Origin of the sequence: Blautia massiliensis (ex Durand et al. 2017) (assembly GCF_051861785.1) — a bacterium.
Lineage (GTDB): Bacteria > Bacillota > Clostridia > Lachnospirales > Lachnospiraceae > Blautia_A > Blautia_A luti_A.
In genome coordinates this window covers 520,001-541,928 of record NZ_CP146725.1, presented here as the reverse complement: position 1 = coordinate 541,928, position 21,928 = coordinate 520,001, and the positions used below count along the sequence as shown (strand labels likewise).

Annotated in this window: 25 protein-coding genes; 23 read left to right on the top strand and 2 right to left on the bottom strand. The window is 44.6% G+C overall.

Going from position 1 to position 21,928, the window contains the following annotated elements; all coding sequences use genetic code 11:
- Nucleotides 1-75 precede the first annotated feature (75 nt).
- Entirely contained in the window at nucleotides 76-408 is a 333-nt protein-coding gene (locus tag V9W66_RS02815; RefSeq protein WP_022426218.1) for a sporulation initiation factor Spo0A C-terminal domain-containing protein, read from the top strand.
- Here V9W66_RS02815 and V9W66_RS02810 read toward each other — a convergent pair whose 3' ends face one another.
- Entirely contained in the window at nucleotides 409-912 is a 504-nt protein-coding gene (locus tag V9W66_RS02810) for a DUF5721 family protein (protein WP_144100488.1), read from the bottom strand. It lies immediately after the preceding gene.
- Between the two features lie 159 nt (nucleotides 913-1,071).
- On the opposite strand from V9W66_RS02810, the gene V9W66_RS02805 reads away from it, so the two are divergent.
- Both V9W66_RS02805 and V9W66_RS02800 read left to right on the top strand, forming a co-directional pair.
- Nucleotides 1,072-1,911 (top strand): DegV family protein, encoded by an 840-nt coding sequence (locus tag V9W66_RS02805; protein ID WP_144092960.1) that lies wholly within the window; start codon nucleotides 1,072-1,074, stop codon nucleotides 1,909-1,911.
- A 117-nt stretch (nucleotides 1,912-2,028) separates the two neighbouring features.
- Nucleotides 2,029-2,283, top strand: coding sequence for a hypothetical protein (locus V9W66_RS02800; protein WP_118516104.1), 255 nt, complete (start codon nucleotides 2,029-2,031; stop codon nucleotides 2,281-2,283).
- Nucleotides 2,284-2,427: 144 nt separating this feature from the next.
- On the opposite strand, the gene V9W66_RS02795 is transcribed toward V9W66_RS02800, so the two are convergent.
- Nucleotides 2,428-2,628 (bottom strand): cold-shock protein, encoded by a 201-nt coding sequence (locus V9W66_RS02795; protein ID WP_015525894.1) that lies wholly within the window; start codon nucleotides 2,626-2,628, stop codon nucleotides 2,428-2,430.
- 325 nt (nucleotides 2,629-2,953) lie between these two features.
- Between V9W66_RS02795 and V9W66_RS02790 the strand changes: the two genes are divergently transcribed.
- The 20 genes from V9W66_RS02790 (at nucleotide 2,954) to V9W66_RS02695 (ending at nucleotide 21,182) form a co-directional block, all read left to right on the top strand.
- Nucleotides 2,954-4,252 carry a dihydroorotase gene (locus tag V9W66_RS02790; RefSeq protein ID WP_015525895.1) on the top strand — a complete coding sequence of 433 codons (1,299 nt, stop codon included), beginning with the start codon at nucleotides 2,954-2,956 and terminating at the stop codon, nucleotides 4,250-4,252.
- Nucleotides 4,249-5,175: an orotidine-5'-phosphate decarboxylase gene (gene pyrF, locus V9W66_RS02785; protein WP_021650965.1), complete on the top strand. Its 927-nt coding sequence runs from the start codon at nucleotides 4,249-4,251 to the stop codon at nucleotides 5,173-5,175. The genes V9W66_RS02790 and pyrF overlap by 4 nt, the downstream gene beginning before the upstream one ends.
- Before the next feature lie 15 nt (nucleotides 5,176-5,190).
- A complete protein-coding gene (locus V9W66_RS02780) occupies nucleotides 5,191-5,985 on the top strand; it encodes a dihydroorotate dehydrogenase electron transfer subunit (protein WP_144092958.1) in 795 nt (264 codons plus the stop codon).
- A complete protein-coding gene (locus V9W66_RS02775) occupies nucleotides 5,982-6,887 on the top strand; it encodes a dihydroorotate dehydrogenase (protein ID WP_144092956.1) in 906 nt (301 codons plus the stop codon). Before V9W66_RS02780 ends, V9W66_RS02775 begins: the two co-directional genes overlap by 4 nt.
- 139 nt (nucleotides 6,888-7,026) lie before the next feature.
- Nucleotides 7,027-7,701 (top strand): orotate phosphoribosyltransferase, encoded by a 675-nt coding sequence (pyrE, locus tag V9W66_RS02770; RefSeq protein ID WP_015525899.1) that lies wholly within the window; start codon nucleotides 7,027-7,029, stop codon nucleotides 7,699-7,701.
- A gap of 70 nt (nucleotides 7,702-7,771) precedes the next feature.
- Nucleotides 7,772-7,924, top strand: a complete 153-nt coding sequence (locus V9W66_RS02765; protein ID WP_186289989.1) for a hypothetical protein — start codon at nucleotides 7,772-7,774, stop codon at nucleotides 7,922-7,924.
- Nucleotides 7,925-7,988: 64 nt separating this feature from the next.
- A complete protein-coding gene (locus tag V9W66_RS02760) occupies nucleotides 7,989-8,462 on the top strand; it encodes a VanZ family protein (protein ID WP_022426214.1) in 474 nt (157 codons plus the stop codon).
- Nucleotides 8,446-8,760, top strand: coding sequence for a hypothetical protein (locus tag V9W66_RS02755; protein WP_015525901.1), 315 nt, complete (start codon nucleotides 8,446-8,448; stop codon nucleotides 8,758-8,760). Before V9W66_RS02760 ends, V9W66_RS02755 begins: the two co-directional genes overlap by 17 nt.
- 3 nt (nucleotides 8,761-8,763) lie before the next feature.
- The gene (locus V9W66_RS02750) at nucleotides 8,764-9,375 is read left to right on the top strand and encodes an HD domain-containing protein (protein WP_021650961.1); all 612 of its coding nucleotides are present in this window, start codon (nucleotides 8,764-8,766) and stop codon (nucleotides 9,373-9,375) included.
- A complete protein-coding gene (locus V9W66_RS02745) occupies nucleotides 9,356-11,437 on the top strand; it encodes an aminopeptidase (protein ID WP_420313823.1) in 2,082 nt (693 codons plus the stop codon). Before V9W66_RS02750 ends, V9W66_RS02745 begins: the two co-directional genes overlap by 20 nt.
- 123 nt (nucleotides 11,438-11,560) lie before the next feature.
- Nucleotides 11,561-12,061 carry a 5-(carboxyamino)imidazole ribonucleotide mutase gene (gene purE, locus V9W66_RS02740; RefSeq protein ID WP_118626393.1) on the top strand — a complete coding sequence of 167 codons (501 nt, stop codon included), beginning with the start codon at nucleotides 11,561-11,563 and terminating at the stop codon, nucleotides 12,059-12,061.
- A gap of 50 nt (nucleotides 12,062-12,111) precedes the next feature.
- Nucleotides 12,112-13,137 carry a phosphoribosylformylglycinamidine cyclo-ligase gene (gene purM / locus V9W66_RS02735; protein WP_144092954.1) on the top strand — a complete coding sequence of 342 codons (1,026 nt, stop codon included), beginning with the start codon at nucleotides 12,112-12,114 and terminating at the stop codon, nucleotides 13,135-13,137.
- Complete coding sequence (gene purN, locus V9W66_RS02730) at nucleotides 13,131-13,754, top strand: phosphoribosylglycinamide formyltransferase (protein ID WP_144092952.1); 624 nt, start codon at nucleotides 13,131-13,133, stop codon at nucleotides 13,752-13,754. Before purM ends, purN begins: the two co-directional genes overlap by 7 nt.
- 32 nt (nucleotides 13,755-13,786) lie before the next feature.
- Complete coding sequence (purD, locus tag V9W66_RS02725) at nucleotides 13,787-15,061, top strand: phosphoribosylamine--glycine ligase (RefSeq protein ID WP_022426209.1); 1,275 nt, start codon at nucleotides 13,787-13,789, stop codon at nucleotides 15,059-15,061.
- Between the two features lie 185 nt (nucleotides 15,062-15,246).
- Nucleotides 15,247-16,020: an SseB family protein gene (locus V9W66_RS02720; RefSeq protein ID WP_015525910.1), complete on the top strand. Its 774-nt coding sequence runs from the start codon at nucleotides 15,247-15,249 to the stop codon at nucleotides 16,018-16,020.
- A 72-nt stretch (nucleotides 16,021-16,092) separates the two neighbouring features.
- A complete protein-coding gene (locus V9W66_RS02715; RefSeq protein WP_015525911.1) occupies nucleotides 16,093-16,470 on the top strand; it encodes a GntR family transcriptional regulator in 378 nt (125 codons plus the stop codon).
- Nucleotides 16,471-16,481: 11 nt separating this feature from the next.
- Nucleotides 16,482-18,947: an ATP-dependent Clp protease ATP-binding subunit gene (locus V9W66_RS02710; protein WP_144092950.1), complete on the top strand. Its 2,466-nt coding sequence runs from the start codon at nucleotides 16,482-16,484 to the stop codon at nucleotides 18,945-18,947.
- Nucleotides 18,948-19,043: 96 nt separating this feature from the next.
- Nucleotides 19,044-19,457: an endosialidase gene (locus V9W66_RS02705; RefSeq protein WP_144092948.1), complete on the top strand. Its 414-nt coding sequence runs from the start codon at nucleotides 19,044-19,046 to the stop codon at nucleotides 19,455-19,457.
- Nucleotides 19,451-20,824: a DNA repair protein RadA gene (gene radA, locus V9W66_RS02700; RefSeq protein WP_144092946.1), complete on the top strand. Its 1,374-nt coding sequence runs from the start codon at nucleotides 19,451-19,453 to the stop codon at nucleotides 20,822-20,824. Before V9W66_RS02705 ends, radA begins: the two co-directional genes overlap by 7 nt.
- Nucleotides 20,825-20,948: 124 nt before the next feature.
- Entirely contained in the window at nucleotides 20,949-21,182 is a 234-nt protein-coding gene (locus tag V9W66_RS02695; RefSeq protein ID WP_173733054.1) for a hypothetical protein, read from the top strand.
- Nucleotides 21,183-21,928 lie beyond the last annotated feature (746 nt).

Genomic DNA, 21,928 nt, shown 5'->3' with positions numbered 1-21,928 from the left:
ATATAGATAAGTGTCGTATTATATATAAGGGAGTGCTTTTAAAAAGAGAAAAGGATGAAATGGAGGAACAAATGTATGAAAAAGGTGTATGGATTGATCAGAAGACTTGGTGCAAATTCGAAATACAAAGGATATTTTTTCGTTGCGGAAGCGGTAAAGATTTCCATGGGGTATCAGTATAAACCATTGCGGATCACAAAGGACATCTATCCATGCCTGGCGCGGAAGTACAGATCAACACCTACCAATATTGAGCATGATATCAGAACAATGGTAAATGTGTGTTGGGAAGGAAATAAAAAACTGCTGGATGAGATTGCAGGATATCCTCTGGAATACAAGCCTACCAACAGTGAATTTATTGATATGCTTGCGTATTACCTGAGGGAAATAGAAGAAGAGAATTGACTACAGCCTTTCAAAAAGAATCTGATTCTTGGACAGAAAGCTCAGTATCATATCATCCCAGAGCTGCTCCGGGCGTTTATCCATAGAGAATGTTTTGAGAGAGGTTCCGGTAGTACAAAGAAGGCTGTTATTTTTAAATTGAAGATTTAGGAATAGTCCGTCTATCTGTTCGGAGGAAATTCCGAAATCTGTATTTCTCATTGCAGCTTCAACTCCACTCCGACTTAAATGCAGCACGATCCTGAAGCTTAAGGGCGTACGCTTACCGCGGATCACAGACCAGCAGAAAGGTCTGATGTCCTTCCAGAGAGAATGTGTCCGGCCGTGCTCTGTGAGTCTGTTCATGCTGTCTGTATCAAAAAAATCTTTCTGAAGCCTGCCATCAATGGTAAAAGTATTAAAAGTAGTCACAGTCGCTTCGGACAGACAGAATTTGTCAAATACTTCTCCTATAAAAAGTTTGTTTGTGAAATCCCGGATATCTGTGATCTTTAATGCAAGCATGCCGCACTTCCTTTCTTTTATGTGATCGCGTGTAGACATTATATCTCAGATAAAGAAAAAAGGACAGACTTTTTAAAAAACTCTTTTCAAATATCTGTTTATGTGATACGATAGATGTGGTATTGAATACTACATATAATGGAAAAGAGGACGATATAATTGAGCTATAAGATCGTGATAGATAGCTGTGGGGAGCTCTTAGATGAATGGAAAAATGACGGCAGGATTGAATCCATACCACTGACGCTGACGGTGGGCGGTGAGAATATTATAGATGATGAGAATTTCGATCAGAAAGATTTTTTAAAGAAGGTTGCGGCCTGCCCGGAATGCCCCAAGTCTGCATGCCCTTCTCCGGAACGCTATATGAAGGCATATGAGTGTGATGCGGAACACATTTATGCGGTGACGCTATCGGCAGAATTGAGTGGTTCCTATAACAGTGCGATTCTTGGAAAAAACCTGTTCCTGGAAGAGCATCCGGAGAAAAAGGTTCATGTATTTAATTCCAAATCTGCATCCGGTGGTCAGAGTCTGATTGCCATGAAAATCATGGAGTGTGAAGAAAAGGGACTTTCTTTTGGAGAAGTAGTAAGTGAAGTAGAGAAATATATTGAAGAGATGAGCACATTTTTTGTGTTGGAGAATCTGGAAACTCTGCGCAAGAACGGACGTTTGAGCAGAGTGAAAGCTCTGGTGGCCAGTGCGCTGAAGATCAAGCCGGTTATGGGATCTACTCCGGAAGGAACGATCTGTCAGCTGGATCAGGCCAGAGGCATGAATAAAGCAATCGTAAAAATGGTGGATCACATTGGAGAGAAGGGGATCAACATCCCGGAAAAGACAGTTGCCATCACTCATTGCAACTGTCCGGAAAGAGCGAAGATGCTGGAGGAGGCTATCCGTGAGAAACTGCACCCAGCAAAGATCGTAGTTATGGATACTGCCGGTGTCAGCAGTATGTATGCCAACGATGGTGGCGTTATCGTAGCAGTCTGATCAGAGAAAATCTCCAGTTCAGAAAATTATCACATTTCTTCAGGGAGTTGCCGCTTTTCTTTTGAAAACAAGTGTGCTATAATGAACAAAGTACTGAAGCGGCAAAGGAGAAAGACAATGAGCCAGAAGAAAGTTGACAAATATAAAAACAGCAAATACTCGCGAAACAGTGCCCTGAAGAAGGAACGCGCAGAATTTGTACTTGAGATGGCGGCATGGATCCTCATCGCGGTTCTGCTTGTGGGATGGATCGGATATTCCGCATACGCCAAGATTCAGGCGAAGGAAGCCAGCGTGAAGGTGGATACTGTGATGGATACTTCTGCATTGACAGATTATATTTCCGGATTATCTTCAGACAGTGCGGAATAGAAAACACATATGAAATGATGGGTTCCCGGGATGTGTTGAAGCATCCCGGGGATTTTTATATACAGGATAAATATAATGCAATAAAAAACGGGTCTGCCATAAAGCAGCCCCGTTTTGACTTATACGTTTTTTATGGTTATAGAATTATAACTTTGTAACGTTAGCAGCCTGCATTCCGCGAGCGCCCTCTGTTAAGTCGTAGGATACAGCCTGTCCTTCTTCAAGAGATTTGAAGCCTTCACCGTTGATAGCGGAGAAGTGTACGAATACATCCTGTCCGTCCTCACCTGTGATAAAACCATAACCTTTTTCTGCGTTGAACCATTTTACAGTTCCCTTGTTCATTTTGTGTTACCTCCATAAAAATAAAAAAAATTAAAATAGCCTTCTGATGATAATAAAAAATCACCAGATTTTACAGACTATATTCATGTAAATATAATCTCTAAAAACTAGTGATTTTACATTAAATATTTTGCCATGCTCTGATTATATAACCCGTGTTTTGAAATGTCAAGGAGAAAATTCCAACAATTCCGGGGTGTAAAAAGGGGCGAAATTGCTTTGTAAAAAAAATCTTTATAAATAGAGAAATTTCGTGTATGATATAGTAGAATACAAGCGGATTGAAGGATCTGCTTTGAAAATACAGGATGAGAGGAGAACAGAAATGGGGATTCTGATTCGAGGAGGCCGGATCGTGGATGCGGCTACAGATACGGATAAAACAGGCGATATTTATCTGGAAGACGGAATCATTGCGGAAATAGGCCAGAAGCTGAAAAAGAAAGACGGCGACCGTGTGATCGATGCGAAAGGAAAGCTGGTCATGCCGGGAATTATCGACCTTCATGTCCATTTTCGTGATCCGGGCCAGACACATAAGGAAGATATCAAGAGTGGTGCTGCTGCGGCAGCACGTGGTGGTGTGACAACTGTAGTTGCTATGCCAAATACAACTCCCACTATTGATAATCCGGACCGGGTAAACTATGTACATAACAAGGCGGCGCAGGTTTCCGGTATTCATGTACTTCAGGCAGGTGCAGCCACCATGGGAGAAAAAGGTACTGAACTTGCAGATATTGCCGGAATGGTGAAAGCAGGGATCCCGGCAGTGTCCGAGGATGGTAAATCTGTGATGAATACAGCACTTTGTAAAGAAGCAATGAGGATCGCAGCAGAATGTGGCGTGCCGTTTTTTGACCATTGTGAAGATATCGATCTGCGTGGAGATGGATGTATGAATGAGGATGAGAACGCCAAAAGACTGGGGCTTCCCGGAATCTGCAATGCAGTGGAAGATACCATTACAGCCAGAGATATCATTCTGGCGCTGGAGACAGGAGTCCATCTTCATCTCTGCCACTGTTCCACTTATGGGGATGCCCAGATGATGAAGATCGTAAAAGAGAAAGGATACGACAATATCACAGCTGAAGTATGCCCGCACCATTTTATCCTTTCATCCGATGATATTAAAACAGATGACCCGAATTACAAGATGAATCCGCCGCTCCGTACACCGAAGGATGTGGAAGCGCTGAAACAGGGCCTGAAGGACGGTACCATCGAGGTGATCAGCACGGACCATGCACCGCACAGTGCACAGGAAAAAACAGGTTCTATGAAGAATGCACCATTTGGGATCGTAGGTCTGGAAACAAGCCTTCCGCTCACCTATACAGAACTGGTGGAAAAAGATGTGATCACACTGAAACAGATGGTTGAGAAGATGTGCCTGAACCCGGCGAAAATTCTCGGGCTTGACAGAGGAACTCTCCAGAAAGGCCATCCGGCAGATGTGATCATCGTGGATACGGAGCAGGAGTATGCGATCGATAAAAATAAATTTGTTTCCAAAGGACATAACACACCGTTTGATGGCTGGAAAGTAAAGGGAAAAGTGCTTTATACCATCTGTGACGGAAAAATCGTATTTAATAACCAGGAGGAGAAAGAATCATGATTAACAAACTGATCAGCAATATCCGCAAAACAAATGCACCAATCGTTGTAGGACTGGATCCTATGCTGAATTATATTCCGGAGCATATCCAGAAAAAGGCTTTTGCAGAGTTTGGGGAGACTCTGGAGGGCGCTGCAGAAGCAATCTGGCAGTATAACAAAGGGATCGTGGATGCGACCTTTGATCTGATCCCGGCAGTGAAACCACAGATCGCCATGTATGAGCAGTTTGGTATCCCGGGACTGATCGCATACAAGAAAACGGTTGAGTATTGTAAATCCAAAGATCTGGTTGTGATCGGTGATATCAAAAGAGGAGATATCGGTTCCACATCTGCAGCATATGCAGTTGGTCACCTGGGACAGGTTCAGGTAGGCTCAAAAAAATATGCAGGTTTTGATGAGGATTTTGCAACAGTCAATCCATACCTTGGTTCTGATGGTGTGAAACCCTTTATGGATGTATGCAAGGAAGAGAAAAAGGGTATCTTTGTTCTGGTCAAAACTTCCAATCCATCAAGTGGTGAGTTCCAGGATCGTGTCATCGACGGTCGCCCGCTCTATGAGCTGGTAGGTGAGAAGGTTGCACAGTGGGGCGATGAGCTTATGGGTGATGGATATAGTTATGTTGGTGCTGTTGTAGGTGCGACCTATCCGGAAATGGGAAAGGTATTAAGAAAAATCATGCCGAAGACATTTATCCTTGTTCCCGGATATGGTGCTCAGGGTGGAAAAGGCGCAGATCTTGTCCATTTCTTTAATGAGGACGGACTTGGTGCTATCGTAAACTCTTCCAGAGGAATCATCGCTGCATATAAGCAGGAGAAATATAAAGAGTTTGGTGCTGAAAATTACGCAGATGCTTCCAGAGCGGCAGTAAAAGATATGATCGCGGATATCAGCGGTGCGCTGGAGAACAGATAATACAGGAGGCATTTTATGAGTACATCAGAAAGTAAAAAAACAAAAAAGCCCTGTAAGATACTCAGCCAGGAATGTATTGGTACAGATATTTACAGTATGTGGCTGGATGCAGGTGAGATTGGAAAAAATGCAGTGCCGGGACAGTTTGTATCACTTTACAGCCGCAATGGCGGTAAGCTTCTGCCAAGACCCATCAGTCTCTGTGAGATCGATAAAGCAGAAGGAAAACTGAGACTGGTATATCGCGTTACAGGAAAAGGAACCGGTACGGAGGAATTTTCCAGACTTCATGCAGGGGTCCCCATTGAGACTATGGGACCTCTGGGAAATGGCTTTCCGCTGGAGGCAGTAAAAGGCAAAAAAGTGTTTCTCATGGGTGGAGGAATCGGAATCCCGCCAATGCTGGAAACTGCTAAACAGCTGGACGCAGAAAAGATCATGGTTCTCGGATATAGAGATGAGCTGTTTTTAAATAAGGAATTTGAAGCTTATGGAGATGTCTATGTGGCAACAGAAGACGGCTCTGCAGGAACAAAGGGAAATGTTATGGATGCCATCCGTGAGAACGATCTTGAGGCAGATGCGATCTTTGCCTGCGGACCTGCCCCGATGCTCCGTGCCATCAAGGCATATGCCTTTGAAAAGGGGATTCCGTGCTGGATCTCCATGGAAGAGCGTATGGCCTGTGGCGTAGGCGCGTGTCTTGCCTGTGTGTGCAAATCCAAAGATGTGGATTCTCATTCTCATGTCCATAACAAGAGAGTATGTAAAGACGGACCTGTATTCCTGAGCACGGAGGTAGAGCTATGAGCAGAATGAATGTAAATCTTGCCGGCGTAGAACTTAAGAATCCGGTGATGACAGCGTCCGGAACATTTGGTTCCGGAGCGGAATACAGTGAATTTGTGGATCTGAACAGACTTGGCGCAGTTGTGACAAAGGGTGTGGCAAATGTACCGTGGCCGGGAAATCCTACACCGAGAGTGACAGAGACAGCATCCGGAATGCTTAATGCCATTGGTCTTCAGAATCCGGGGATTGATGTTTTCTGTGAAAGAGATATTCCGTTCCTTAAAAAATATGATACAAAGATCATCGTCAATGTCTGTGGAAAATCTGCAAAGGATTACTGTGAGGTTGTAGAACGCCTTGGAAACGAGCCTGTGGATATGCTGGAGATCAATGTTTCCTGTCCGAATGTCAGGGAAGGCGGAATTGCCTTCGGTCAGAATCCGAAAGCTCTTGAAGAGATCACAAAAGAAGTAAAGAAATATGCAAAACAGCCGGTGATCATGAAGCTGAGCCCAAATGTAACCGATATTACCGAGATGGCGAAAGCAGCAGAAGCTGGCGGCGCAGATGTTCTTTCTCTTATCAATACCCTGACAGGAATGAAGATCGATATCAACAGACGTACATTTGCACTGGCAAATAAAACCGGTGGAATGTCCGGTCCTGCAGTAAAACCGGTAGCTGTCCGTATGGTATATCAGGTGGCAAATGCAGTATCCCTTCCTATCATCGGTATGGGAGGAATCGCAACTGCTGAGGATGCCCTGGAATTTATTATGGCAGGTGCTACTGCAGTGTCTGTGGGAACTGCAAACTTTTTTAACCCTTATGCTACTGTGGAGATCGCAGATGGTATTCGGGCATTTCTTGAAAAACAGAAAGTGGAAGACATCAATGAGCTGATCGGAGCAGTGAAATAACGGAGGATTGCCGTATTTGCAATTCTGTTGTTCATATGTTAGAATTAACAGGATAAATAAAGGGATTTTACACTGGGATTGCAGCAGAGTGTGGATCCTGGGTTTGTCGTATATATGAAAAACATGGAGGATTAGATAAATGGAACAGTATAAGCAGGAATTTATTGAATTTATGATTGACTGTAATGTCCTGAAATTTGGAGATTTTACTACGAAATCAGGAAGAAAGACACCATTTTTTGTAAATACAGGATTTTACCGTACCGGTGCGCAGCTTCGCAAGCTGGGACAATATTATGCAAAAGCGATAGAAAGTAAATTCGGACTGGATTTTGATGTGCTGTTTGGACCGGCATACAAAGGAATTCCGCTTTCTGTAGCAGCAACTATGGAGATCAGTGAAATGTACGGAAAGGATATCCGTTACTGTTCCAACCGTAAGGAAGTGAAAGACCACGGAGATAAAGGAATTCTTCTTGGCAGCCCGATCCAGGATGGGGATAAGGTAGTGATCATTGAGGACGTTACGACTGCAGGAACATCCATTAAAGAAACACTTCCGATCATCAAAGCGCAGGGAGATGTAAATCCGATAGGTCTTGTGGTTTCTGTTGACCGTATGGAACGTGGCCAGGGAACAAAGAGTGCACTCAAAGAGATCGAGGAAACCTACGGCCTTCAGACTACAGCTATTGTAACTATGGCGGAGGTTGTTGAGCATCTCTACAACAAAGAATACAAAGGCCGTGTTGTGATCGATGATAAGCTGAAAGCTGCCATTGATGCATATTATGACCAGTACGGCGCAGAATAATATTGTTATAAAAGGTCATAAAAGAGCGGCGGATTCCGAAGGTCCGCTTTTACTGGGAGGACGCAGCCTTATGAATGAAAAGATTTATAAAACTATGGCGAGCAGCGGGGCGGGAAGCCTTGCACTCGGTATTGTCGTTCTGGCGACGGGACTTGTCACAGGAATTCTGATGATCGTGAACGGTGCGAGACTGCTCAGAAGAAAATCAGAGATATTAATCTAATATGATCTGAAAAGCCGCACGTTGTTCCGTGTGGCTTTTCGGACTATTTAAGCAGGGGAGAATATTGGAAAAAGGGACAAAACGCAGAGTAAAAAAACTCGGGACAGCTTTTTTTGTATTGTATGTTCTTGTTCTTGTGTATCTTCTGTTCTTTTCGGAAGGATACGGAAGAGTGGCGGATGCAGAAAGAGAATACCGTTACAATCTTGTTCCGTTTGTGGAGATCAGGCGTTTCTGGACTTATCGAAAAATAGTGGGTACATTTGCGCTTTTCACAAATGTTTTTGGAAATGTGCTGGGATTTGTGCCATATGGATTTATTCTTCCGGTAATAACCGGAAAAATGCGAAATGGCTTTTTTATCATATTATCCGGCTTTTTTATCAGTCTGACGATAGAAGTGATCCAGCTGCTTACAAAAGTTGGCTGCTTTGATGTGGATGATATGATATTGAATACTCTGGGCGCAGCGCTTGGATATGGGATTTATGCAGTCTGCGACAGGATTAGGAGAAAAATTAATGGCAAGAAGATATAGATATGCATTTGCAAAAAAAAGAGAAGCTTCCAAGGGAAAATGGTCTGTAGGACTTGCGGCGGCTTCCCTCGTGCTGTTTATCGCGGCAGTTGTGCTTGCACTCTTTTTTGATGGAAAGCTCGGGGGCCTGATCGGCGGAACCGGGCTTTTTGCCATGCTGCTTTCTGCATATGGCTTTACACTGGGGCTTTCCAGCTTTTCGGAAGAAAACCGGAAACACAGGACGAGCATGGTCGGGTCTATTTTGAACGGAGTGATCCTGGTTATCTGGCTGGGACTTTTTTTATCGGGGGTATAACAGATGGATAAAAAAGAACGCTTAAAAAAACAGCTGGACTTTATTATGGAAATAGATAAAGTCAAGAATATTTTCCGTCAGACATATCTTGCAGACGGAAAGCGGAAAGAGAATGATGCGGAGCATTCCTGGCATCTGGCGTTGATGGCAGTGCTTTTAAAGGAATATTCCAATGAGGAAGTGGATCTTTCGAAGGTGATTCCTATGGTACTGGCGCATGATCTGGTAGAGATCGATGCAGGTGATACCTATGCATATGATGAAAAAGGAGCGACAACCAAGGAATACAGGGAGAAGCAGGCAGCAGAACGGATCTATGGACTATTGCCGGAAGATCAGGGCCAGTGGTTAAAAGCATTATGGGAGGAGTTTGAGGCTTACGAAACCCCGGAGGCGAAATTTGCCCATGTGCTGGATAACTGTCAGCCATTGTTTCTCAACGATGCATCCAACGGGAAAAGCTGGGAAGAGCATCAGGTGAAGAAAAGTCAGATTTATAAGAGAAACCGGAAAACAGGAGAGGGTTCTGAAGTGATCTGGGAATATATGAAAGAACTCGTTGACAAACACATTGCCCTGGGGCATGTGATCGATGATGAAAAAGATGGGAGATGAAGTCTTGGAAGAATGCATGAAAGAACGTTATGGACTTGCGAAGGAACGGATCCATGAGATCATAACAGAAGAAACCGTAAAAAAACCGTTTGGAGATTTTTTCAGAAACAGGGCAAAGTTTCTTTCCATGGCAGCAGATGTGATGGATGAGAGCGTAGCAGAGCTTACGATGGAGGCGTTGAAAGAGAGAAATCATTGCTTTTATCAGGATATCCTCCCGGAAAATTATGAAAGCAGCTATGGAAATCCGGCGTATGCAGTACAGCAGCTGGGAGAATATGGAAAAGCCTTCAGTTTTCTGTATGCAGAGATCGCAGGAACTGTAGCTTATGCACATGAGAAAAGGCTGTGGGATATGACTGTATCCATGGAACTGTTTCTGGAAGTATATTCTGCATTTTGTGAGGAAGAACTTCCGGAGGCTGCAACAGTGGAAGGGATTCTCCGTTCCTATGTGAATGATTACTGCCAGGATATGATGGAGCAGAGGATACAGGAAGGTGTAGATCCGGAGCTTGACTTTGCAGCAGATATCATCATGAATTCGGATCTTTCGGATCTGAGATATCTGTATCGCTATGGCGAGTTTGTTTCAGAGAATGAAACAGGAGTTGCAGAGTTTCTGACTTCCCTTTCTCAGGAAGAGATCGATAAGATGGCTTCTACCTATACAGAAGGCTATCGGATCGGATTTATCACCGGACGGAAGGATATCACAAAAAAGAAAACAGTAAATATCCGATATAGTCTTGGTTTTGAACGGATGGTAAAAGCAGCGATCCTCCAGTTTGAAAAAATGGGTCTGAAGCCGGTGATCTATCGCCATGCAACGCATGTGGTAAATAAGAGAGGCGCAGTGAGAGTAGGTTATACAGGCGGCGTTGCCAATCCGCAGTACGATTACGATCATCGCCAGGACAGTGCGCTGTTCCTGGATGGGGATTTTGTTCAGCGAAAACTTCGGGCTATGCAGACTTCTTATGAGAAGTACAGAGAACTGGCAGAAGTACATGGCGGTCCGGCCTGCATTGATACATTTGGAGAAAATCCTTTCTCTCCGATAAGTAAACCGGAAGCTTATGCATTAAGCGAGACACAGCAGAAGCTTCAGACAGAACTTGACAATGAATCCGGACAGATCGTAAACCGATACATCAAAGGTGATGAGAGAAGTTTTACGATCATTGCATATCCGGTTCCTGAGATTGGTGGAAATTATGAGGAAATTTTCCGTGAGATCGTAAAGATCAATACATTGGATTACCATCTCTATCAGAAAATCCAGCAGACGATCATCAATACCCTGGATACCTGTGAGTGGGTGGAAGTCAAAGGACGTGGAGACAATGAGACGGATCTTCTGATCCATCTTCATGAACTGACAGATCCGAAGAAACAGACGAATTTTGAGAACTGTGTGGCAGATGTGAACATTCCGGTGGGCGAAGTCTTTACATCTCCGCAGCTGGCAGGCACAGGCGGAATCCTTCATGTGAAAAAAGTATATCTGAACGGTCTTCAGTTCCGGGATCTGAAGCTGGTATTTGACTGCGGCCAGGTTATTGATTACACCTGCTCGAATTTTAAAACCGAAGAAGAGAACCGGAAATATATTGAAGATAATATCCTCCACCACCATCCGAAGATCCCTATGGGAGAATTTGCCATCGGTACAAATACCACAGCTTATGTGGCGGCGCTGAAATACGGAATTGCGGATAAGCTTCCGATCCTGATCGCAGAAAAAATGGGACCGCATTTTGCTGTGGGCGATACCTGTTACAGCTGGGCAGAGGATACACCGGTATATAATCCGGATGGAAAAGAGATCATTGCCAGGGATAATGAGATTTCCGAGATGCGAAAGGATGACGTAAGCCTTGCTTATTATGGCTGTCATACAGATATTACGATACCTTATGATGAACTTGGAAGTATCCGTGTGATCGATGATGAGGGAGAAATGATCTCCATTATCGAAAACGGAAGGTTTGTTCTTCCGGGAACAGAGGAATTAAACCGTCCTTTTGAGAATCTTCCATTAAATAATAATATAAGTTAATTAGTAAATTTACAGTTTTTTCGATCGTATTGACAGAAAGTGAGAATATACGTAGAATAACCATAACAATAGTCAAAGGACACAGGCTAATATTCAGTTAGTGTACCATGAAAGGAGAACACAATGGCAAAAGTAGGAATTGTAATGGGTAGTGATTCAGATATGCCGGTTATGAGCAAAGCAGCAGATATCCTGGAGAAACTGGGGATTGATTATGAAATGAAGATCATTTCCGCACACAGAGAACCGGATGTATTTTTCGAGTATGCAAAGACAGCAGAAGAAAAAGGCTTCAAAGTTATCATCGCAGGCGCAGGAATGGCAGCTCATCTTCCGGGAATGTGCGCAGCGATCTTTCCAATGCCGGTGATCGGTATTCCGATGCATACAACCTCTCTGGGAGGACGAGATTCCCTTTACTCAATCGTACAGATGCCAAGCGGTATCCCGGTTGCCACAGTAGCGATCAATGGTGGTGCCAATGCGGGACTTCTTGCTGCCAAGATCCTTGCAACTTCCGACGCAGAGCTTCTTTCCAGACTGAAAGCCTACAGTCAGGAGCTGAAAGAGCAGGTTGAGAAGAAAGACGCAAGGCTTCAGGAAGTTGGATACAAAAATTACTAAATAAATCTTTTACCATAAAAATAAAAAGGTGTTGTCATAAGGAGGACATTATGGATTACAAGACTTCAGGCGTAGATATTGAGGCAGGATACAAATCAGTAGAGCTGATGAAAAAGCACATTGCCAAGACAATGAGACCGGAGGTACTTGGAGGAATCGGTGGATTCTCAGGTGCATTTTCCATGGAGAAATTCAAAGATATGGAAGAGCCTACTCTTGTTTCCGGAACAGACGGATGTGGAACCAAGGTTAAGGTAGCCATGGTTATGGACAAGCATGATACCATCGGAATTGATGCTGTAGCCATGTGTGTAAATGATATTGCATGTGCAGGCGGCGAGCCATTGTTTTTCCTGGACTACATTGCCTGCGGCAAAAATTATCCGGAAAAGATCGCAGAGATCGTAAAAGGTGTTGCAGAGGGCTGTGTACAGTCTGAGGCAGCTCTGATCGGTGGTGAGACAGCAGAGCATCCTGGACTTATGCCGGAAGATGAGTACGATCTTGCCGGATTTGCAGTAGGAGTCGTTGACAAAAAAGATCTTCTTACAGGAGAGGCCCTGAAACCAGGAGATGTCCTGATCGGTATGGCTTCCACAGGAGTTCACAGCAATGGATTTTCTCTTGTACGTAAAGTATTTGACATGACAAAAGAGTCTCTGGATACTTATTATGAAGAGCTTGGAACAACTCTGGGAGAGGCACTGATCGCACCGACCAGAATCTATGTAAAAGCGCTGAAGAGCATCCGGGAGTCTGGCGTGAAGATCCATGCATGCAGCCATATCACAGGTGGTGGATTCTATGAGAATATCCCGCGTATGCTGAAAGAGGGAACCAGAGCTGTTGTCAGAAAAGACAGCTATCCGGTACTTCCGATCTTCAAGCTCCTTGCCGAAAAAGGAAATATTGATGAGCATATGATGTATAATACATATAATATGGGTCTTGGAATGATCCTGGCAGTAGATCCTGCAGATGTTGACAAAACAATGGAAGCTATCCGCAAAACCGGTGATAAGCCATATGTGGTAGGAACCATTGAAGAGGGAGAAAAGGGAGTGACCTTATGTTAAAGATCGGTGTTCTTGTTTCCGGTGGAGGAACAAATCTTCAGGCGATCCTGGATGCCATTGATGCAGGAGAGATCACAAATGCAAAAGTGGATATCGTGATCAGCAATAATGCCTCCGCTTATGCTCTGGAAAGAGCCAGAAAGCACGATATAGAGGCGACATGCATCGCACCAAAAGACTATCCGGACCGAGAAGCTTTCCATAAAGCATTACTGGCGAAGCTTCAGGAAAAAGAGGCAGACCTGATCGTTCTTGCAGGATATCTGGTTGCGATCCCTCCGATGATGGTGGAAGCGTATCCCAACAAGATCATCAATATCCATCCATCTCTGATCCCGTCTTTCTGCGGAAAAGGTTTTTATGGACTTAAGGTCCATGATGCAGTTCTTGCAAGAGGAGTGAAAGTAACAGGCGCTACGGTCCATTTCGTAGATGCCGGAACGGATACAGGTCCGATCATCCTTCAGAAGGCAGTAAAGGTAAAAGACGGAGATACATCCAAGGAGCTTCAGAGACGTGTAATGGAAAAAGCAGAGTGGAAGATCCTTCCGGAAGCAATCAATCTTATCGCCAATGACAAGATCGCAGTGACAGATGGAATTGTTTCTTTAAAGTAATCAGCAGACAGATGAAACAAAGGAGTAAACAGATGAAAGTATTAATCGTAGGAAGCGGCGGAAGAGAACATGCAATTGCATGGAGTGTTGCAAAAAGCCCGAAAGTTGACAAGATCTACTGTGCACCTGGAAATGCAGGAATCGCAGAGTATGCGGAATGTGCAGATATCGGAGCAATGGAATTTGAAAAACTGGCAGCCTTTGCCAAAGAAAAAGAGATCGATCTTACTATCGTGGGAATGGATGATCCTCTTGTGGGCGGAATCGTAGATGTATTTGAGGCAGAGGGACTGCGTGTGTTCGGACCGCGCAAAAATGCTGCTATTCTGGAAGGCTCCAAGGCTTTTTCCAAGGATCTTATGAAAAAATATGACATTCCTACAGCTGCTTATGAGAATTTTGATGATCCGGAAAAAGCTCTGGAATATTTAAGGACCGAGGCAAAATTCCCGATCGTTTTGAAAGCAGATGGTCTTGCTCTTGGAAAAGGAGTTCTGATCTGTCAGGATCTTGCAGAGGCAGAAGCTGGCGTAAAAGAGATCATGGAAGACAAAAAATTCGGAAATGCCGGAAATACCATGGTAATTGAAGAATTTATGACTGGCCGTGAGGTTTCCGTACTTTCTTTTGTAGATGGAAAGACGATCCGTACCATGACATCCGCACAGGATCACAAGCGTGCGAAGGATGGGGATCAGGGACTGAATACAGGCGGAATGGGAACATTTTCTCCAAGTCCGTTCTATACTCCGGAAGTAGATGAATTCTGTAAGAAATATGTTTATCAGAAAACAGTAGATGCCATGGCAGCAGAGGGACGTCCGTTTAAGGGAATCATTTTCTTCGGACTGATGCTTACTGCAGATGGCCCGAAGGTTCTGGAATATAATGCAAGATTTGGGGATCCGGAGGCACAGGTTGTTCTTCCACGTATGGAGAATGATATCATTGAAGTAATGGAAGCCTGTGTAGACGGCAAACTTGATCAGATCGATCTGAAATTTGAGGACAATGCAGCAGTTTGTGTTGTTCTTGCAAGTGATGGATATCCGGTAAAATATGAAAAAGGTATCCCGATCCATGGATTTGAGAATTTTAAGGACAAAGACGGATACTATTGTTTCCATGCGGGAACCAAATTTAAAGATGGAGAGATCGTTACAAACGGTGGGCGTGTTCTTGGCATCACTGCCAAAGGAGAGACATTAAAAGAAGCCAGAAAGAATGCATATGCTGCTACAGAGTGGATCAGCTTTGCAAACAAGTATATGCGTCACGATATCGGAAAAGCTATCGACGAGGCTTAAGTTGGTCATTTTTCACAGGCACAGCTTGACGAAAACAGGGATTTCATTGTACAATAGTAACAACTATGAAACACAGTGAGTAGTTACGAATATGAAAAGCTGGATGCTGACAGGGCACAACAGGAACCAACCATTTTCCTTGATGAGGTGTCGCATCCAAGTGATGAGGCAGAGAGGACAGAAAAATGGGAATCAGTGTAGAAGAAGCAATCCATGAGCTCAGAAACAGAGAGGAAGTATTTGTTGCATATTCACAGGCAACCAGACTTCCATATGTGACCTGTGATGAAGAAACATTTAATGACCAGGCAAGGATTTTTGCCACAGAAGAAGAGATCAAAGAATATGGTAAACAGCTCCTTGAGGATAAGATCCTTCTTATGGGCATGAAATATGAGAAAAAAGACTATCCAAGACTGTATGGTACGCTGTACGCGATCGGAGTGAACAGTGTGATCTGGATCGACGGAGAAGAGAAGATCGAGATTGAGATCGGAAAGATCGCAAACCAGAGAGATATGAGTAAGATCGAGCCGTCAAAGAGACCGCTTCTGAACCCGTCTCTTGAACTTTCCGGAATCTATTTTATGCAGGAATTGCGTCGCCCGGTAAAACAGGAAGAGCACAAGAATATCCGTGAGCTGGAAGAAGAGCTGATAGCAAACTTGCGTAAGGCAGAATTCCTGATCGCGATCAATGCAGAGCAGGAAGAAGATGGAAAGCTCCATATTCCGTATCTGAAAAATAAAGAGGATAAGATCATGCAGCCTGTGTTTACAGATGTTATGGAATTTGAGAAATTTGGAAGAGGCAAGAATCTCCGTGTTGCGAAAGTGACTATAGACAAACTTCCGAGCCTGATGATTCCGCAGGCAAACGCTTATGTGGTAAATCCAATGGGATTTAATCTGGTTCTTAACAAAGAACAGATAGAGAAGATTGCAGGGATCAGTAAATAAAAACAAAAATCACAGCAGGCTGCCAGGATGAAACTGTGCAGCCTTTTGCTGTTGTAGAGGAGAGATTACCCTATGGTGATAGAAATCGATTTTAACAGTGATGAGGCAATCTATATGCAGATCACCAATCAGATCATAATGGGGATCGCTACATCAAGGCTTCATGAAGGGGATACTCTGCCTTCTGTACGGCAGCTTGCAAGCATTGCAGGAATCAATATGCATACTGTGAATAAGGCATATGCGCTGCTTCGTCAGGAAGGCTTTGTGACTATTGACAGGCGAAAGGGAGCGGTGATCTCCATAGATGCAGATAAGGTCAGAGCACTGGAAGAAATGAAACAGAATCTGACAGTAGCAATGGCATGGGGATGCTGTAAAAATGTAACAAGAGAAGAAGTCCATCAGCTGGTGGACGAGATTTTTGACGAGTATGACACAGACAGATAGGAGGAGACATCATGCAGGAACGATATACAAAACAGGCAGAGAATGTTCTTGCTCTGGCAAAAGAGGCAGCCAGCTCCTGCGGACATAGTTATATCGGCACGGAGCATCTGCTGGTCGGGCTTGTAGAAGAAAAGGAGGGCACAGCAGGAAGAGTTCTGGAGGAGTTTGGGATCCAGGCTGATAAAGCGATGGCTCTGATCGATAAACTGATCGCACCGCCGGGAAATACGGCTGTTTCACAGAAACCGGGATTCAGTCCGAGAACCAGAAGAGTTCTTGAGGGTGCATATGCAGAAGCAGAATCCATGCGTTTTGAGGAAGTCGGGACAGAACATATTCTGCTGGCAATGTTGAAAGAAACAGACTGTGTGGGTACCAGACTGCTGTACACAATGGGTGCCAATATCCAGAAGCTTTATGCGGCAGTGCTGACAGCTATGGGAATGGACAGCGATGCCATTGCGGAAGAATTCCAGGCTGTAAAAGCTTCAAAGGGAAGAAACAGCAGTGTAACACCAACTCTGGATCAGTATAGCCGAGATCTGACGGCCATGGCAGAAGAAGGTAAGCTGGATCCTGTAGTGGGAAGGGATAAAGAGATTGCCAGACTGATCCAGATCCTGAGCAGAAGAACAAAGAACAATCCCTGCCTGACTGGAGAGCCGGGAGTAGGAAAAACGGCTATCGTAGAGGGACTTGCACAGCGGATCGTCACAGGAATGGTACCGGATACTGTGAAGGATAAGCGGGTTGTAGTTCTGGATCTTTCCGGAATGGTCGCAGGAAGTAAATATCGCGGTGAGTTTGAAGAACGTATCCGAAATGTGATCGATGAGGTAAGCGAACAGCAGGGAATATTGCTCTTTATTGATGAGATCCATACGATCATCGGAGCAGGTGGAGCGGAAGGTGCACTGGATGCTTCCAATATCCTGAAACCGTCTCTTTCCCGTGGAGAGATCCAGCTGATCGGAGCAACGACACTGGAAGAATATCGGAAATACATTGAAAAGGATGCAGCGCTTGAACGGCGTTTTCAGCCTATCATCGTGGAAGAGCCTACAGAAGAGGAGGCTGTTGAAATCCTGAAGGGGCTGCGCCCATATTATGAAAAACATCATGGTGTAGAGATTCTGGATGAGGCCCTTGAGGCGGCTGTAAAAATGTCCGTTCGTTATATCAATGACCGGTTTCTTCCGGATAAAGCCATTGACATTATTGATGAGGCAGCGTCGAAAGTACAGCTGGCGGGATATCGTCCGTCTCCGAGAGCAGAAGCACTGGAAAGAGAGATCCACGATATTCTGAAACAAAAAGAACAGGCAGTCATAAATGCAGATCTTGAAGGTGCAAAAGCAGCACAGGCAAAGCAGAATGAGGCGGAAGCAGAATTGGAAAAGATCCGAAGAAAGGCGGAGCGGAAAAATCGGAAAAATCCACTTACAGTTGATGAAGAGGCAGTTGCCGGTATTGTGTCTGACTGGACAAAAATACCTGTACAGCGTCTGACAGAGGGGGAATCCCGTAGGCTTGCAAATTTGGAAAAGGTTCTGAAAAAACGTGTGATCGGACAGGATGAGTCAGTTTCTGCAGTTGCCCGTGCGGTAAAAAGGGGAAGAGTAGGATTAAAGGATCCCGCAAGGCCTATAGGTTCTTTTTTATTCCTGGGACCTACCGGAGTGGGAAAAACGGAGCTTTCCAAAGCGCTGGCGGAAGCTGTATTTGGAAGTGAGCAGGCAATGATCCGTGTAGATATGTCCGAATATATGGAAAAACATAGTGTTTCTAAAATGATCGGATCGCCGCCCGGATATGTAGGCTATGAAGAAGGTGGACAGCTCAGCGAAAAAGTGCGCAGAAATCCATACAGTGTCATTCTTTTTGACGAGATTGAAAAGGCTCATCCGGATGTGTTTAATATTCTGCTGCAGGTACTTGATGATGGTCATATTACAGATGCTCAAGGCAGAAAAGTGGATTTTAAGCAGACGATCATTATCATGACTTCCAACGCAGGTGCGCAGATGATCATGGAACCGAAACATCTTGGATTTATGTCCGGAGATACGGAAAAGCGTGATTATGAAAGGATGAAGTCCGGAGTGATGGAAGAAGTGCGGCGGATGTTTAAACCGGAATTTCTGAACCGGATCGATGAAATCATGGTATTCCATTCTCTGAATAAAGAAAATATCAGAAAGATCGTTACTATTCTTTTGAAAAACCTGGAAAAACGCTGTCAGGAACAGCTGGATATCATACTGAAAGTTACCGGAGCAGCTAAAGATCTTATCGCAGATGCAGGCTTTGACAGTAAATACGGTGCAAGACCGCTGCGTCGTGCGATCCAGACAAAGATTGAGGATGAGATGGCAACAGAAATTCTTGAAGGTCGGATCAAAGCCGGTGATACCGTACAGGTGAAGGTCAAAGACAAGAAAATCTGCTTTGAAGTAAAAGATGCGGAGAAAGCGTAAGAATTTTATTACTTTCTATAGCCAAAAAAACAGAAATAAGTTATAATTAACAAAATTAAAACTATACAACGAAAGATTTCAGGAGGACATAAGATCATGGCAGTGGTACAGGAATTGATCCGCACAGAAGATAATGGGACTATCAGTTTTGGAGATTATGAATTAAATCAGAAATCCAAACTGTCGGATTATCAGTATCAGGGAGATATGTATAAAGTAAAAACATATAAGGAGATCACCAAACTTGAGCGTAATGGAATGTTCGTATATGAGTCTGTTCCGGGAACCAGTGTGTTCCATCTTCAGCAGGATGGAACAGCAATGAGTTTTGAGGTTCAGGGCTTTGAGGATTCTCAGATTACTGTTGAACTTGAAGCTGAGACAGAGTATCAGGTATTTATTGATGATGTAAGTACAGGTACAATGATCACAAACCTGGGCGGCAAGCTTTCTTTCAGTGTTGAACTGGATGCGAGCACCAAAGCAGAAGTTAAAATTGTAAAATGCTAAAAAATAAAAAAACGGTTTATTTCTGTCAGGAATGCGGGTATGAATCAGCCAAGTGGATGGGGCAGTGCCCGGCATGCAAGGCATGGAATACTTTTGTGGAGGAAACGGTTTCTTCCAAAAAAGCTTCCTCAGGGAGTATTAAAACTACACAAAAGAAAACGGAGCCTGTAGTTCTGAAAGATATCAGTCTTTCTTCAGATGAACGTCAGAGCTGCGGAATCGGTGAACTTGACAGGGTGCTGGGAGGAGGAATCGTCCCTGGCTCTCTTGTTTTGGTAGGTGGAGATCCTGGTATTGGCAAGTCTACATTGTTGTTGCAGGTGTGCAGAAATTTATCTTCACAGGGGATTTCTGTTTTGTATATTTCTGGTGAGGAGTCTCTCAGACAGATCAAGCTCCGGGCAGATCGGCTTGGAACGTTTAATGATAAACTGAAACTGCTCTGTGAGACGAATCTTGAAAATATCCGGGAGATCATTGAGCGGACGAAACCAGATGTAGCTGTTGTGGATTCTATCCAGACGATGTTTCATGAAGATATTTCGTCTGCACCGGGAAGTGTTTCTCAGGTGAGGGAATCTACCAATGTACTGATGCAGATCGCTAAGGGTATGGGAGTGTCCATTTTTATCGTGGGTCATGTGACCAAGGAGGGAAATGTGGCAGGTCCTCGTGTACTGGAGCATATGGTAGATACTGTACTTTACTTTGAGGGAGACAGGCATGCTTCTTACCGGATCCTGCGTGCGGTGAAAAATCGTTTTGGTTCTACCAATGAAATTGGTGTTTTTGAGATGCAGAATTCCGGACTTGAAGAAGTGAAGAATCCTTCCGAGTTCCTTTTGAATGGAAGACCGGAGAATGCTTCGGGATCTGTTGTTGCATGTTCTATGGAGGGGACGAGACCGATTTTGGTGGAGATCCAGGCTCTGGTGTGTCAGAGTAATTTTGGAATTCCGAGAAGAACGGCAGTTGGTACGGATTTTAATCGTGTGAATCTTTTGATGGCGGTTCTGGAGAAAAAGGCGGGAGTTCATCTTGCTGCTTCGGATGCTTATGTGAATATTGCGGGTGGCATGAAGATGACAGAGCCGGCGATCGATCTGGGTATTTGTCTTGCTATTATTTCCAGTGCGAAGGAGATCGTGATCCCGGATTCTGTGATGGCGTTTGGTGAAATTGGTCTGAGTGGCGAGGTTCGTGCAGTGAGTATGGCCGGACAGCGTGTGCAGGAAGCGAAAAAGCTTGGGTTTGAGACGGTGATACTTCCTGAGGTGAACCGGACGGCTACAGAGAGTATTAAAGGAATTAAATTGGTTTATGTGGCTGGGATCCGGGATGCGATTTCTTTTATCAGAGGATTGTGAGTTCCCGGCAGGTTATTTTGAATAGGATCATGTGGTCAGCCGCTGTATGGTTTGTACGGCGGCTGTGTTTGGGTTAATAGATAAAAAAACATAGATGATAGTAAGGGAAAGGCTGGTGTTGATTATGGGGATTGGTAATATTGGAAATATGATGAAGGTTATGAATGCATGGAATACATTTAAACAGAATCATCCGAAGTTTCCGGCATTTTGTAGTGCGGTTTCCCGGCGTGGGATTCGTGAGGGGAGTATTCTTGAGGTGACATATATTAGTCCTGAGGGTGAGAAGCTGACTACGAATATTAAAGTGCAGGCCAGCGATCTTGAGTTGCTGAGAGAACTTTCTGGTGGTAATTGAGTTGAGCAGATAGCGAATGTTGATTATATATTGTATATGTCTGTTTGACGGGTGTTTTGGTTCCGGTGTCTGGCAGTGTTGGAACTGCCGGGTGACGTTTTTTTTTGTTGGGATGGAGAGGGACGCCAGAGAAAGGTGGCATCGGTCCGGGGGTGGATGCAGGCGGGGGTGTTTTTGAGGTTTTGAGAGGTGGATGTGGTTGAGGGACGCCAGAGGAAGGTGGCATCGCTCCGGGCAGGGACTCCGTCGGGGGATACTACTAGGGCTCCGTGAGACGGCTAAAAGCATTGCAGCAGGGCCAGAACTCGCCTGCGGCTCAGACAGCAGGCCCTGCCGCAATAACGCCGTCTCCCGCAGCCCAAGTAGTAATCACCCCTCCTCCGCAGCAGCCCGGCCCGATGCCACCTTCCTCTGGCTGACGCTTCCAGCCGACAGGAAAAAACATGCGGGGGATGGAAGCGGACTGGGCGTCCTGTCCTGAAATGTCAGACTGATACAGAATATTCCTATAAGTATCGAAGAATACAGAAACGGGATCGGCACAGCGTATCACCATAAATATCGAGGAATACAGGAACCAGATCGCAGATCGGCACAGCGTACCACTATAAGTACCGAAGAATCCCAGAACCAGATCGCAGATCGGCACAGCGTACCACCATAAGTACCGAAGAATACAGAAACCAGATCGGCACAACGTTCCATTCTGAGTACCGCAGCATACAGATAAAAGTCAACAACGCAGC